We start from the raw sequence: 12,885 nt of genomic DNA, 5'->3' as shown, positions 1-12,885 counted from the left end.
GGTCGAAGTCCTCATCCCCGGGCGGGGGCGGCCGTCGGTCATCGTAGGGCTGTGCGCCTGCCCCCGCCGTCGAAAGGAAGAGCAAGGCGGCGCCGGCGAGAAGTGCGCGCATGTGGACCCCGTAGTTGAACCTATAGAAGGCGCGCTCGATCATGAGCGCTGGATGATCATGTTTTGGCCGTGCTATCTCTGATTTTCGGCTAAACAAGCGCAGGCGATTGCTAGTCGTGCTCGAGCAGCCTCGACTAATCTTACGTTGCCGTTAAGCCATCCCGACAGAAGCTCCAAGTTCTGTATCAGATCGGATCGCATTTCTAAATCAAGTCGTTTGAAGTCTTCTAAGACTTCTGGTTTATCCTGCTCAGATATCAAAAAAGCCATCCTCAAAAAAGGTAGCATTGTATCACCAAAACCGTACCATTCGTCGTTTGAGAGTATAGGGCAGCCTTGAGTGTGCGAGCACGATTGAAAGTTTATACGTGCGATTTCAGAAGGCTCCTTACCAGACGGGATTTGTGGGTGATATCGTTTCGCAAAAAGCATTGATGTACCTCGAGATAGCAGAAATTAAAATATGCATATGTCTTGGCTTTGATAGACTTGATCTTAAAATTGTTTTCATTATATTGCTGTGATGATAATGTACATTTTGAGTGTACACGCTTAGAATGTAGATGATCCTGCAGTAGCTTGATATTGTTGTGTTATTTACCCTGCGTTATGCCCTGTGGGCTGTTGAACGACCAACGACGCTTTCTTAACCGTTCCGTCACCTCCTGCCGTGACGTCAGCACGAACCACCGTGTGTGATGACGTTGCAGGGGGCAGGCATGGTGAGCAGCGGCGCGTTCGTTTCCTACCTGCGGGTCTCCACGGCCAGGCAGGGGCGTTCAGGGCTCGGCCTCGAGGCGCAGCGCAAGGCCGTCGCTGACTTCCTCGCCGGCGGCACCTGGCGGCATGTGGCCGAGCTCGTGGAGGTCGAGAGCGGCGCGCGAGATACGCGCCCTCGCCTCGCTGAGGCCCTGACGCTGTGCCGGATCCACGGGGCGACGCTCGTGATAGCGAAGCTCGACCGCCTCTCCCGTGACGCTGCCTTCCTGCTCAACCTGCAGAAGGCCGGCGTGCGCTTCGTGGCTGCCGACATGCCTGAGGCGAACGAGCTCGTGGTCGGCATCATGGCCGTTGTCGCTCAGGCCGAGCGCAAGATGATCTCGGCCCGCACCAAAGCGGCGCTGGCTGCAGCCAAGGCCCGCGGCGTGAAGCTCGGCAATCCAGGCAACCTGCGCAACCGGGATCTCGGCTCGGCCCGGGCGGCAGACGCACGGGCGCGCCGCAGCGCAGCTCGTGCTGCCGACCTCGCGCCGATCCTGGCTGACGTGCGGGCTGCCGGGGCGGTGTCACTGAGGCAGGTAGCGGCGGCGCTTAACGTCCATCAAATCCCAGCGGCGCGGGGCGGGGCTTGGACAGCAACCCAGGTACGACGGATTACAACGGAGACCGTCACCAGGAGAAAAATGCGTCCAACCCCGGCAACATGAATGCCAGAGTGGCGCCGGCCCCGATCACGCCGGCGGCCATCACGATGAACTCCACGCCCTACCTCCGGCAGATCTACGAGAAGCTAACTGAGGCGAGCCGGCAAAGTTTCAATCGTTCCAGTTCACCACCTGATGAACCGGTCGAGAGCCGGTAAGGCGGCAATGGTCAGGGCAATGGCCCCTACAGCTGCAACCAGCATGATGATCAAAGGCAAGGACAAAGCTACACGACTCCCGAGCAATTTCGGGGTCAACAGAGCCAGAATGAATTCTGTGCTGTGCGACAGAATGACTTTGTGGATAGCATCGAGGGGCGTGGCAGGCGTCATGTCCAACGGCAGCACTTAGGCATACGGCCCTCCGAACAGGTCCCCCAGCGCCTTACGCCTGAACAGTGTGCGCCATCGCCGCCGCCGGTGCTCAGGCCGGTCGTGGATCATATGGCAGCGCTGACAGAAGGCCGCGAGGTTAGCGTTCGCGTTGTTGGTCGTGTCGTGATTTCGGTGGGCGGCGGCCAACACAACACGGGTCGTGCGCACGAGCGCGAGTACATCGACTGTGCCGAGGGCGAGGCGCGCACGGCGCCCTCGCCCATCGCGCCACGTAGCCTTCTCAGCGTCCCACCAGCGGCCGTCGCCAAGGTGATAGACGAGTTGCCCGTGCGGCCGCCCGCAGCCTTCACAGCGGCCCCCGGCCCGCCGGAAACGGATCACGGCCGAGAGCTGTGGCCAGTCGATGGGGTAGAAGAAGCGGTGCTCTGGCCGGATCGGCACGGCCGCGTCAGGCAGCATGCCGGCCGGCGCGGTCGCGCTCAGCATACATGTGAGCGAGCTCCCGCCGCAGGGCCATGTTCTCGGCGTGCAGCTCGCCGGCGTCTATCGCCAGCTCCACACACTGCTCTTGCGTCTCGGCAAGCTGCTGCCGAAGCTCGGCGACCTCGAGCTCGAGCGCGAGGCGTTCAGGATCCTGCGAAGCTGTCATCGCCGTCGCAGCGGCACCCGCTCGAGTGCAAGCACGCCAAGGCTGATGCCGCTCAGCGTGCCGGCGAGCGAGGCCAGGAAGGCGGCCGTGATCATTCCGCCCCCGGCCCGCTGACCGCGCCGGCTGCAGCTGCGCCGAGCGCAGCTGCCAGGACCGCAACAAAAGCTGCTTCGATCATGGTTCAGGCCCCGATCTTAGCGACGAGCCGTCCGAAGCCCTCACGATAGGACATCCGCTCGCGCTCGCACCACTCCACGAAGACGTTAATGTCGGCGATGGCGGCCCGCAGGTTCAACTGGTCCGTGGGCTCGTCCACAGTGATGCGCCGCTTGCGTCGGGTCGGAACCTCGCGGCTCGGGAACCCGAGCCTGTCGGCCACTCGGTCGATCTCACGTGCGACAGGCGTGGCTGGCTCGGGCGCGGCCGGCTGGATCTCGGCGAGCTTGCCGAAGCCGAAAGAGGGCTTGGTGTTCACGCGGCGGCCTTTCTGTTGAGGCTGCTGACGAGCTCGATGATTTCGCCAGCCAGGCGCTCGGCATTTTCCTGAGCGGCAGTGAGGCCGTTCACGAGCGCCGGGTCGAGCTCGGCGAGGGTCCGGCCGTACGTGAACATGCTCTTGTATGCGGCCCGTTCGTTCAGATGTGTGGTGAGGACCGGAATGCCGGCGCCGCGCAGCTCGTCGATGATCATTTTCTCGTTCCGCGTCGGGATAGCCGGCGAGGTTCGCGTGAACAGGACACGGAAGGGGATCGCGCGGCCGACCACTTGCTCTTCCTCCTGCACGAGGCCAACGGCCCGGGCTGCCTGAGCGGCGTCCACGGCTGAGGCCTGCATCGGGATAAGCACCAGATCAGATCGCATGATCGCCCGGGACACCATGCGGCTGGCCGTGCCCTCGAGGTCCACGAGCACGAACTGGCGAGCGGCACGCTCGGCGTCGATCGCCGAGACGATGCCGCTCTCGCCGACATCGCCGAGCACCTTCATGCCCGTGCTGCTGCCGCCCTTAGCCCAGGTCGCGATCGGCCTGTTCGGGTCGCAGTCGAGAAGCGTCACGGTCGCGTCGTGAACCGCCAACGTCGTGCCGAGCACGAGCGCCGTGGTCGACTTCCCTGCCCCGCCCTTCGGGTTGGCAATCGATATGACAGGCATTCCGCCGCTCCCCTGCCGGGACATAGAGGGCGGCAGGATAGAGGCTGGGTCGGTTAGCGAACCGTTAATCCCATCTGCGAGACGCCGCGCCGAGCCGATATCAGCCGCATGCGCCGGCGCCCGTACGAGGCCATCCGCTCGCCACTGCTATGCTCTGAGCTCTGCCGCGCCCGCTAGAGGATGATAGCTAGCACTAGCTCGTGGGAGCGTTCGGGTCCGCTCGAGAGCATTCCGAAGCTTTCAGAGGTCAATCTGCCAGGGGAGGGATTTTCGCCGGGGGTCGACCGTGCCAGTGTGCCAGCTCGGGCGAGGGGGCGGCCATCTGCCGACGCCGCGCTCGTTTGACAGGAGAACTGCCAAGCCGACTATGCGGCGAGCCGGATCACCGGCGAGTCGAGGACCTGAAACGCAAAAACCCGCCTCGAGGGCGGGTCTCACGCCGGGCAAGCCCGGGGATGAATGATCGTTTGGCGACATCATCCTCCCCGAAAACCCGGCTTCGCGCAAGCGGAAAACACCTGTTTTCCGCAGCGGCGGAGCTTTGCCCGATGCGTCTGCACCCTCGCGGCGGGTCTTTCGACCCGAGGGGCGGAGCTATGTTCATTTTCGAGGAGATGCGCGCGGCTGTTGAGGCGGCCGCATTGGACCGGCTGGGCGACGTCGCCGCTGCCGTGTGGAAAGCCTATGGGGCAGGGGGGCTCACAGACGAACAGGCCGAGCAGCTCGACAGTCTCTTGAACGCCCGGCGTGGCGCAGCACGAGCGGCCTCTACAAAGGCCCAGCCCCTTGCGGCCGTGGCGGCGCAGCTCATGCCGGCGCTCGCCCCTCCCCCCCGAAGGGAGGGGGCGCCGCCTGCCCGCGTGCACCACCGCACAGGCTCGCGCCCACGCACACCTGACAGCCTTGCCCGGCGCCGTCGCATGGCCGCCGGCGGCTACCTGCCCCCGGCCCTCGCTGCGGCCTTCACACAAGGCGAGCAGGCCGTGCTAGCCGTCGTCGCCCTCGAGGTAGGGAAGCGGGGCGCATGCACGCTCGCCCTCGGCCACATGGCGGCGCTCGCCGGCGTGTGCCTGACCGTGGCCAAGCGCGCCCTTCGCCAGGCTCGCACGCTGGGCCTGGTCAACGTCGAGGAACGGCGCCTCAGCCGCTCGCGCAACGACACCAACGTCGTGCGCGTCGCGAGCCGCGAATGGGGCGCCTGGCTGCGCCTACGCCTGCCCCGGGCGAGCCCTGCAGGCTTCGGGGGGAGTGCAGGCACAACGGCGAACGCCACGGCTACCAGAGATATTCGAGGGCCATCCACAAGCCGTCCCCGCCCCGGAAACAGGCGCCTGACAGCCCAGAATCGCGCAAGCCCACCTGTGGCGCGAACTGTAGGCGCCTGAGCCCGCCGCGCGCTCGTATGAACGGCGAGCGCCGGCCTCAGGCTTCCGAAAGAACGTGCTGGATCCTGCAGCCTCGCGGCCAGCGGAACCGAGAAGGGCTGCCGAGGGACAGCGATTGACCTCGCCGGCGCGGCACGATTTTCGAATCAGCATGGACCGTAGGATGCTGGGGCGCTCCCGATGCCCAATGACCTGACCGTGCCGCTGATCATGGCCTCCATGTTCACGGCCGGTTGCTACCTGATACAGCGCCTCGAGCGATACGCCGCGAGCGTGGAACATTCGCTGTCCATGGCGCTGGTGTGCCTGACGATATTCACATTCGTTGCCCTGATCGGACGCTATGCCGAAGAGGTGCACCCACACCCGCAGGTCGCGGCGCTTAGCCCATCATCCCCGTGAACGACCAATGCTCATCGGTGCTTTTGATCCTGAGCCCTGATGCCGCGGCCCGGTGATGTATCAGCAGGATGCCTCCCATCTTTCCCGCAACGGCTGCAGAGCCAATTGGGAGAACGAGATGAAGGCAAATGTGACGCGAGCCGCTCTAGCGGCAGCGATAATCCTGGGCACATCCGGTGCTGTGATGGCGCGCGGCGGTGGCGGCGGGGACAGCGGTAGCGGCCTGAACCCCTATTCCGAGTTGAGCGGCAACGGCCGCACCGGCGGGGTGAATAGCGGCAACTATGCGCCGCCGGCGTACAACACATATCTGCAGGCCTATGGGCCGTATGGTCCCCAGGGTCGGCCCGTGAGGGAGCGTTACAGGCCGGTGCAGCGTCCGTATTACGGGTACCCTTATTGAGCCGGGATACTCATGGGACGGGCCTTCGCCATTCGGAGGCCCGCCTCGCGGCGGCAGATTTGCAGGCCAATCGCCGCCAGCTTGGGCGCCAGTGCGTTCAGCGTTTCGCGCAGCACTGCTTCATCGGCCCACTTGCCAGCCTCGACCAGCACCGCAGCCGCATGCCAGCCTACGCTGCCGGCATGCGGCTGCGGTAAGCGGCGTGCCAGCGAACCTTCCATCTTTGTTGAACCGCTTTGGCTCGGCGGTCGTTTAGGAGTTTGCAGCAGCGTAAAACCCATTCGCATACGTCGAGCCGACTGGGACCAAACGCTTTCTACCGACCAGCGAAGGCGGTACGAACGCGCTGCATAATTTGAAGTTGCGGAAGTGGTTTCCGCCACCGTTCACAGTGTCGGACAATACCCAAATCCAAGTATAAATTACCTATCGTCTCAGACGTAGATGGTCTGGCCGCTATGCTGTTTAGTCGGCACAGCGTAGGATCTTATTCGACGTATTAACCTATCTCGAGTTGCTAATATTACTTATGGCGCAGCTTGCCAGTGCCATTGCAGCACGTTATAAGCACTGCAATAAGCAATCATTAACCCTCCGCCATTGGCCTCACCAGAGGAGTTGAGACCATGCTGGATCGTGTCGATAACCCTGCCCTTACCGATGTGTGTGCGCCGCAGCATGGCGTCGAGATCGCCGAGCACGTAGCTAGTCAACTGGCCGTTCAGGTGAGCGATGCGGCGGAGGCGATGGCGGAGGCTGTGCTGCCGCCGGCGCCGTTCGTGGCCCGCGGGCTGCGGCTGGACTGGGCGGCCAAGCGCGGGCTCGATGTCGGCGTGGCCGCCACCGCGCTGTTCCTGCTGCTGCCACTGCTCCTGCTGATCGCCGGCCTAGTGTTTGCCGGCGACCGCAAGGCCCCGATCTTCCGCCACATGCGGCTCGGCCGCGACGGACGCCGCTTCGGCTGCCTGAAGTTCCGAACCATGGTGACGAACGGCGACGCGGTGCTGCAAGCCTACCTCGCCGCCAGCGCACAGGCCCGGGCTGAGTGGGCGGCGACCCACAAGCTCACCGACGACCCGCGGGTCACCGCCATCGGGCAGGTGCTGCGCAAGACCTCCCTCGACGAGCTGCCGCAGCTCTGGAACGTGCTGCGCGGCGAGATGAGCCTGGTCGGCCCCCGCCCGATCGTGCCGGCCGAGGTCGCCCGCTACGGCCGGGCGTTCCCGACCTGCTTTGCCGTGCCCCCCGGCGTCACCGGCCTGTGGCAGGTCTCGGGCCGCTCCGACACCACCTACGCGGAGCGCGTCGCCCTCGACCTCGACTATGCCAGCCGCTGGAGCCTGCGCCGGGACCTCGCCATCCTGCTGCGCACCGTCCCCGCCGTCCTAGCCCAGCGCGGCAGCCGGTAACGCATCTGCGCCTTAAGGGATCAGGCCGTGCACGACGACAACCCACTTTGGTACGACTACGCCGAACCCGACGAGGCGGACAGCGCTGTGATGCTGGCCTTGGCAGTTTTAGTCGGGTTGTTACTGGCTGCGGCTACAGCAACGGTCTGGGTGTACTGGCTACCGGACCGGCTCTACCATTGGTTAGTCGATGAAACCACGCGGCGTAATGGTCCGGGCGCAAGGCGCGGCTAAGCCGAAGCATCAGACTGCAGCGGTCCACCCTCTTCATATGAAGGAGCGTTCTCGCACAGACGCCAGAATTCGACGAAGCCGGCTGCGTAGGCAGCAAGGACCACAGCAGCCCAATGCATGATCGGGTCCTCTCAGAGCCATCGGTGCATCGGTGTGCACCCGTAAGCTTCACGTTTCTCACGGGCTCACTGAACAACCCGTATCCGGCAATATAATGGCACAATATCGTTCCAGTGGCAAAACGAATGCTCTTATTTTGTGCGATATTTTGCCATTCTGAGCCCTGCCTTCCGGCGGCAGATCCGAAGCCCGACCGCAGCCAACTTCGGCCCCAGGCCGGCCAAGGCCTCGCGTAGGGCCACCTCATCCACCCATTTCCCCGCGGTCACCAAAACCGCTGCGGGATGCCGGCCGCCCTGCGCTAGAGGCGCCAAGGTCTCGATGATCTTGGTGCTGCTGCCGATGCCGCCAGCGGGCCCACGCAGGACCATCCCGGCGGCATCCACGTCGAATAGGCGGCCCGGGGGCGGCCGCAGGCCGGGCTGTACCTGCCGAGCCAGCGCGCGGGCGGCCTCGACGTCCCGACCGGCCCCCTCGGCTTTCGCTCGAAGCCTAGCGATGGTCCGAGAGCTTGGGGGCCGCTTCACCGGCGGCGCGTTCGGATCCCCCGGCGGGATGACGACGCGGATCAGGTGCGGGTTATCAGCCGGGTCGAGCTCGATGCCCGCCCGGCCTGCACTAGGCCTTCCGTCGATCAAGTGAGCGAGCCCCTTCTCGATGCGCCTCGGACCCGGAGGTCTATTGGAGGCCCACAACCACGAATTTCCCGTTCTCGTCCAGCTGTGTTCCCCAGATCATATGCGACGCCTGATGTTCGCTCGGACCGAACTTCAGCGTCGTTCCCAGCCCCAAGTCAAAGTTGCCAAGCCCCTCCAGCCCGTCGGCAAGCCGGTCGCCATCAATCTTGACCCCCGGCGTCGCGGCAATCCGCTTGACTGCCTGAATGACGATCTTCGCGTCGATGAAGGCTTCCAGCGAAACGTAATCCGGTTGCTCCCCAGGAAAGTACTTGCCCAACAAAGACTTGAAGTCGAGAACGGCCTTCGAGTAACCACCCACGGCAGGCACCACCTGCGTGACCAGCACTCCCTCACCCACCTTGTTCCCCGCCAGGGCGAGTTCCTCGGCCAGGGCCGTGGCGCCAACGGCAGAGACGTCGGTGTAGATCATGCGTGGGTGGAGCGGCCGCGTCAGCTTGATGAACTCGGCCGCTGGGCGATACAGCGCCACCATCACGACCGCCTTCGGCGGTGTTTTGCGCGCCTTCAGAGCCGCGACCGCTCCGGCCACGTCGATCGTATTGCGCCTGTAAGTGAGCTTCTGGGGCGGCTGTTCGTAATGCCCCTGGAGCGCGCGGATTGCCTTCACAACTCCAGCATAGCCCGCCTCACCGAACGGATCGTCTTGTGCGAACACCACAATTTCACGCGGTTTCAGGCCACGCACGTTCACGAGATAGCGGACGACCGCCTCTGTCTCCTCAGCGTAGCTCGGCCGATAATTGAAGACGTAGCGGTCCGGTGGCACGGTACGGACGAGGTCCGAGCCTGTGTAGGCGCCGAAGAACAGGAGCTTGTGGTCGAGCACCCAAGGCAAGATAGCCGCTGCGGTTGGCGTGCCGAAGTTCGCGACGAAGCCCACGACGCCGTCCTTCTCGGTCATGCGCTTGACGAGATCTGGTGTCCGAGCTGGCTCGTAGCCGTCGTCGGCGGTGATGAGCTTGAGGCGATAGGGGCCAATACCACCGACATCGTTTGCAGCGTTGAACGCGGTCAAGACGCCAATCGAGAGCTGATGACCGAACTCCTTGTTTGCACCGGAAAACGGGGCAATCAGACCGAAGCGCACCTCGGCCTTCTCCGTGGGACCTTGGTTGTTGAGCTCGCGACCTGCGTCACCGTTAAGCGGACGTGAAGAAGAGGTGGGATTGCCGCTTGGCGATGGTGAAGGTTCCTGTCGGCTCTTCTCATCGGGCGCCGGGGCGAACCGATTCGCTCCTGGCTGCTGAGGCTGTGCATGTCCCGAAGAAGCCGCCCAGATCATTGGCGTGCAGCTGATCACAAGCCAGATAGAGAGGCGGACAACCAACCTCGACATATCGACCCTCGCTGCTCGGCGCTGCCGAAAGCTTTGGAACACCTGTATTTACTCTCTACGTACGTAGAGCTTCTGCAGCAACATGACTGCTCGGATAGCCGGTGGAAATCACTTCGAACCGCTGCAGCCACGGCGGTGTCGCCCGCCACCACAGTGCTGCTGGCCAATTCCTCAAAGGGCGCATCCACGGTTGCGCGCCCGAGCAGGGTAATGGCCACCTTCGTCATGCTGTCCTCGTGAAATTGATGCGGCCGCGCTCGCCTTGACCGCTGAACTGGGCACGGGGGCGGAGGCGAGCTTTTCGTTGTTCGACGGGCCGCAGACGCCGTCACATGAACCCCCGGGCAGGGTGTGGCCGGGCGCGCTGAGGCGCCCGGCAATCTCAGGCCCGAAAAGCCGCCGCCAGGAAGCCCCTGCCCGGCGGTGGCTTGCCGATCCAAGTGGTTGACCGCGTGGATCGGATTAGAATTGAAGTGCCAGCACGCAAAACTTGACCAGTTCAACACGCTTTCACGTGGCGGGGCCCGGAGTTCTGCTTCCCGCTGTTGGATTGCTGGCGTCACCCTCGTGAAGTGCCCCGCTTTGCTGTCAGGCCTTCAAGGCTGGCAGCAATTCCAGAATTCAGGCAAGTTCAACTCGCTTCGCGTCGCCCGGGTCATTCTCGGGACCGCCGAACGGTCCACGATACTCGCGCGTAGGCGGCGACTTCGGCAACGCCTGCACCGGCTGAGCGCCTGGTTCGGCGATAAGCTTCCGCCTCGGCTTTGTAGGCGTAGGCGCTGCCTCGACCGGCTCGGGCAATAGGCCGAAGCGTAGGTTCTCGATGCGCTTGACGATTTCGCTCGGCTTGGCGAGGGCGTCCATAGCCTTCCAGATCGCGGGCTCTCCCGCTCGAAACCCCGGTAGCGAAATTCTCGAGTGAAGCGGAAACACGACCTGACGACTTGAGCCAAGCAGAACTTGTTGCTCCGTGAATTTACGCAGTTCTACTTGTATGCATTCGGTCAATGGAATGCCCCGGATCTTGATCACTCCTCGGCCTGGTCCTGTCTTGTAGACGTTGTCTTGGTCGAAGGTGCCCGGCGTGGTCTGGCCAACTTCGACCCAAAGTTCGACCTCAGTTTCCGACAGAACTTCGTCCGGACCCGCCGGGATATCACGAACGGTGTGCTCAACAGACTGAATGCGCTCGGCCCCGCGAGGCAGATCGGCATTGACGCGCTGCAGCTCCATTTCCGCACGCGCCACCACTTCCATCAGGCGCACGAGGTCCGTGGCCATGCTGTCGTAATGTTCGGCAAGCGCGCGACGGGCGTCGTCCGCCTGAACGCGGGCAGCCTCGTATTCGGCAACGCGTTCGGCCTCAGCTTCGCGATCACGTGCCTCAGCCAGCCGCTCGCGCAGCGCCTCGATCAGCGCCGTCGCTCGGTCGATCCTGACACTCGCCTCTCGGCGCGCAGCATCGAGGCGAAGCGTCTCTGCCTCGTTCCCCCCGAGGAGGCTACCGCGATAGGCTTGCTCGGCGGCAGCCTGTGCCTCCCGCGCCGCGGCGAGCTCAGCCTGAGCGGCCGGCAGGGATGGGTTCAGTTCGTCCGAGGTCGCATCCTCGCGCTGAGCGAGGCCTAGCAGCGCCTTGAGCGTCTTCAACATCAAACGGCTCCCTCGCTGAAGTGCGCAATCATCTCCGGCGAGATGTTTGCGCCGGGGCGCAGCCCGTGGGCCGCGTTCACCTGATCCGCGAGCTCATCCGGCGTGGCCGCAGCATTGACCCGGGTGACCGGCTGGCTTGCGGCTACCATTCCTGGGCCGCCCATGTTCGCGCCTGCCTGCAGGCCGCGCTCGGCGTTCAATTTGGCGACAACATCGTCCCAATCGCCAGCGCCAGCGCTAGCCTGGCTCGGCAGAGCGCCATGGGGCGCGCTGCCGGCCGGCTGGGCCGCGGCAAGCGCGGGCGTGGTGGCGGGCAGCGCAGCACCTAGCGGCCGGCCGGCACGGGCGAGAGCATCGAGGGTCGTGCGAAGTGAGGGTTTCATGTCCATGACGGGGCGGTCCTGAATGGGTCAGCGGATGCGCGGAAGGCGGCCGACGAGGCGCGCGATGCTGGCCTCGGTCACAAGCGTGCGGGACCCGACCTTGACCGCCTCGAGGTCCCCGGCGTTGACGAGCTCGCGCACCTTGGTCTTGCCGAGGCCAAGCCGAGCTCGAGTGTCGTCAAGCGTATTCAGGAGGGGGGCGGGGGTAGCTTTCATGCTTCGAGCCGGTGGCCTGCGGTCATCCGCGATAGGCCCCGATCATCGACGACGGGCTACGGCCTGTCAGTGACGAAAAGTTCCGCCAAGTGGTTGATTTCGCTACGTGCCAGCAATTGCCCGAGCCGAAGCCACACCAAAGGCGAGACGTCGCGCCAACCGAGGACGCCCAAGAGCGCGCGAGAATGAGCTCGAGCGCCACTCTTCGCCGACGAGTTCAACGTGGCGAGGAGGCAGCCGGACAGCGAGACCCAGGCGGCCGCCAGCCCCTCGAGCGTCTTGTGCTTCCGGGCGAGCCGGCGGGCTGCTGTTTCATGCCGCTCCGGCCCCGCGGCGAAGTCGGCCTTGGCGATGATCGACCCGTCCGCGAGGCGATGGGCATACGCAACACGCTGGCCGCGCCCTGGTGCGAACAGTGCCGCAGCGTGTCGAGCCGACGACCAGTCAGAACGGCGGCCTCCGAAGCTCATGGGCGCTTCCTCGCTGGCGAGCTGCATTGCCACCATAGCGGCCAGCGCGAACCGGTCGCCGTCATCGAAGAAGCTCTTGGAGCAGTCGCCCCGGGCTCGCTTCCGGGTCCGGTGCCGCCGCCTGTCGGCCTCAGCCTCGGCAGCGATGGCCTCGACGAGGGGCCGAAGCGAACGACAGGCGAACGCGCTCGAGGGCTCAGCGGAAAGCGATAGCATATGATGCCCCTCTAAGAGGGCCAGTTTACTGGATTTCCATGTTGCAGCAGTGTTTTAGCGGCCAGCACAAGCGACTTATCCACACCGCCGGACAGCTGAGGCGGGAGGCTCGGCGAGGCCCTCGTTCTCAGCGACGAGTTCGAGGCACGGTAGAGGGGAGGAAGGGGCCCTTTTTCGCTCTGCGGCGACTGAAACGAAAGCCCGTTTGAGGTGAGCCAAAAAACGCGAAGGCCAAGGGCTGCGCATGTAGGGCGGAAGGTCAGGAAATGGTACGTTCCTTTAGCCCTCC

Annotated in this window: 14 protein-coding genes; 5 read left to right on the top strand and 9 right to left on the bottom strand. The window is 64.3% G+C overall.

Annotated elements, in window-relative coordinates; genetic code table 11:
* Positions 1-809 precede the first annotated feature (809 nt).
* Positions 810-1,538: a recombinase family protein gene (locus OXS49_RS30145; RefSeq protein ID WP_267428308.1), complete on the top strand. Its 729-nt coding sequence runs from the start codon at positions 810-812 to the stop codon at positions 1,536-1,538.
* Between the two features lie 344 nt (positions 1,539-1,882).
* Here the strand turns inward: OXS49_RS30145 and OXS49_RS30140 are convergent, their stop codons facing one another.
* Positions 1,883-2,311, bottom strand: a complete 429-nt coding sequence (locus OXS49_RS30140) for a hypothetical protein (RefSeq protein WP_267428307.1) — start codon at positions 2,309-2,311, stop codon at positions 1,883-1,885.
* A 49-nt stretch (positions 2,312-2,360) separates the two neighbouring features.
* Between OXS49_RS30140 and OXS49_RS30135 the strand changes: the two genes are divergently transcribed.
* The gene (locus OXS49_RS30135) at positions 2,361-2,633 is read left to right on the top strand and encodes a hypothetical protein (protein ID WP_267428306.1); all 273 of its coding nucleotides are present in this window, start codon (positions 2,361-2,363) and stop codon (positions 2,631-2,633) included.
* 67 nt (positions 2,634-2,700) lie between these two features.
* Here the strand turns inward: OXS49_RS30135 and OXS49_RS30130 are convergent, their stop codons facing one another.
* Positions 2,701-2,994 (bottom strand): hypothetical protein, encoded by a 294-nt coding sequence (locus OXS49_RS30130; RefSeq protein WP_267428305.1) that lies wholly within the window; start codon positions 2,992-2,994, stop codon positions 2,701-2,703.
* Entirely contained in the window at positions 2,991-3,671 is a 681-nt protein-coding gene (locus tag OXS49_RS30125; protein ID WP_267428304.1) for a ParA family protein, read from the bottom strand. The genes OXS49_RS30130 and OXS49_RS30125 overlap by 4 nt, the downstream gene beginning before the upstream one ends.
* A 1,565-nt stretch (positions 3,672-5,236) precedes the next feature.
* Here OXS49_RS30125 and OXS49_RS30120 point away from each other — a divergent pair.
* Positions 5,237-5,458 carry a hypothetical protein gene (locus OXS49_RS30120; RefSeq protein ID WP_267428303.1) on the top strand — a complete coding sequence of 74 codons (222 nt, stop codon included), beginning with the start codon at positions 5,237-5,239 and terminating at the stop codon, positions 5,456-5,458.
* A 396-nt stretch (positions 5,459-5,854) separates the two neighbouring features.
* Here OXS49_RS30120 and OXS49_RS30115 read toward each other — a convergent pair whose 3' ends face one another.
* On the bottom strand, positions 5,855-6,142 hold the full coding sequence (locus OXS49_RS30115) for a hypothetical protein (protein WP_267428302.1): 288 nt from the start codon (positions 6,140-6,142) through the stop codon (positions 5,855-5,857).
* 345 nt (positions 6,143-6,487) lie between these two features.
* Between OXS49_RS30115 and OXS49_RS30110 the strand changes: the two genes are divergently transcribed.
* Positions 6,488-7,270 carry a sugar transferase gene (locus tag OXS49_RS30110; RefSeq protein WP_267428301.1) on the top strand — a complete coding sequence of 261 codons (783 nt, stop codon included), beginning with the start codon at positions 6,488-6,490 and terminating at the stop codon, positions 7,268-7,270.
* A gap of 27 nt (positions 7,271-7,297) precedes the next feature.
* The gene (locus OXS49_RS30105; protein WP_267428300.1) at positions 7,298-7,504 is read left to right on the top strand and encodes a hypothetical protein; all 207 of its coding nucleotides are present in this window, start codon (positions 7,298-7,300) and stop codon (positions 7,502-7,504) included.
* Between the two features lie 798 nt (positions 7,505-8,302).
* Here OXS49_RS30105 and OXS49_RS30100 read toward each other — a convergent pair.
* The 5 genes from OXS49_RS30100 to OXS49_RS30080 all read right to left on the bottom strand — a co-directional run bounded on the left by OXS49_RS30100 (position 8,303) and on the right by OXS49_RS30080 (position 12,596).
* The gene (locus tag OXS49_RS30100) at positions 8,303-9,412 is read right to left on the bottom strand and encodes an ABC transporter substrate-binding protein (RefSeq protein ID WP_267428299.1); all 1,110 of its coding nucleotides are present in this window, start codon (positions 9,410-9,412) and stop codon (positions 8,303-8,305) included.
* Positions 9,413-10,282: 870 nt separating this feature from the next.
* Positions 10,283-11,311 carry a hypothetical protein gene (locus OXS49_RS30095; protein WP_267428298.1) on the bottom strand — a complete coding sequence of 343 codons (1,029 nt, stop codon included), beginning with the start codon at positions 11,309-11,311 and terminating at the stop codon, positions 10,283-10,285.
* Positions 11,311-11,700, bottom strand: a complete 390-nt coding sequence (locus OXS49_RS30090; RefSeq protein WP_267428297.1) for a hypothetical protein — start codon at positions 11,698-11,700, stop codon at positions 11,311-11,313. Before OXS49_RS30090 ends, OXS49_RS30095 begins: the two co-directional genes overlap by 1 nt.
* Positions 11,701-11,721: 21 nt before the next feature.
* Positions 11,722-11,910 carry a helix-turn-helix domain-containing protein gene (locus tag OXS49_RS30085; protein ID WP_267428296.1) on the bottom strand — a complete coding sequence of 63 codons (189 nt, stop codon included), beginning with the start codon at positions 11,908-11,910 and terminating at the stop codon, positions 11,722-11,724.
* A 56-nt stretch (positions 11,911-11,966) separates the two neighbouring features.
* Positions 11,967-12,596 carry a hypothetical protein gene (locus OXS49_RS30080; protein ID WP_267428295.1) on the bottom strand — a complete coding sequence of 210 codons (630 nt, stop codon included), beginning with the start codon at positions 12,594-12,596 and terminating at the stop codon, positions 11,967-11,969.
* Positions 12,597-12,885 lie beyond the last annotated feature (289 nt).

It is taken from the genome of Methylobacterium sp. GC_Met_2, from assembly GCF_026540795.1.
Lineage (GTDB): Bacteria > Pseudomonadota > Alphaproteobacteria > Rhizobiales > Beijerinckiaceae > Methylobacterium.
This window is presented reverse-complemented; position numbering and strand designations above follow the sequence as displayed.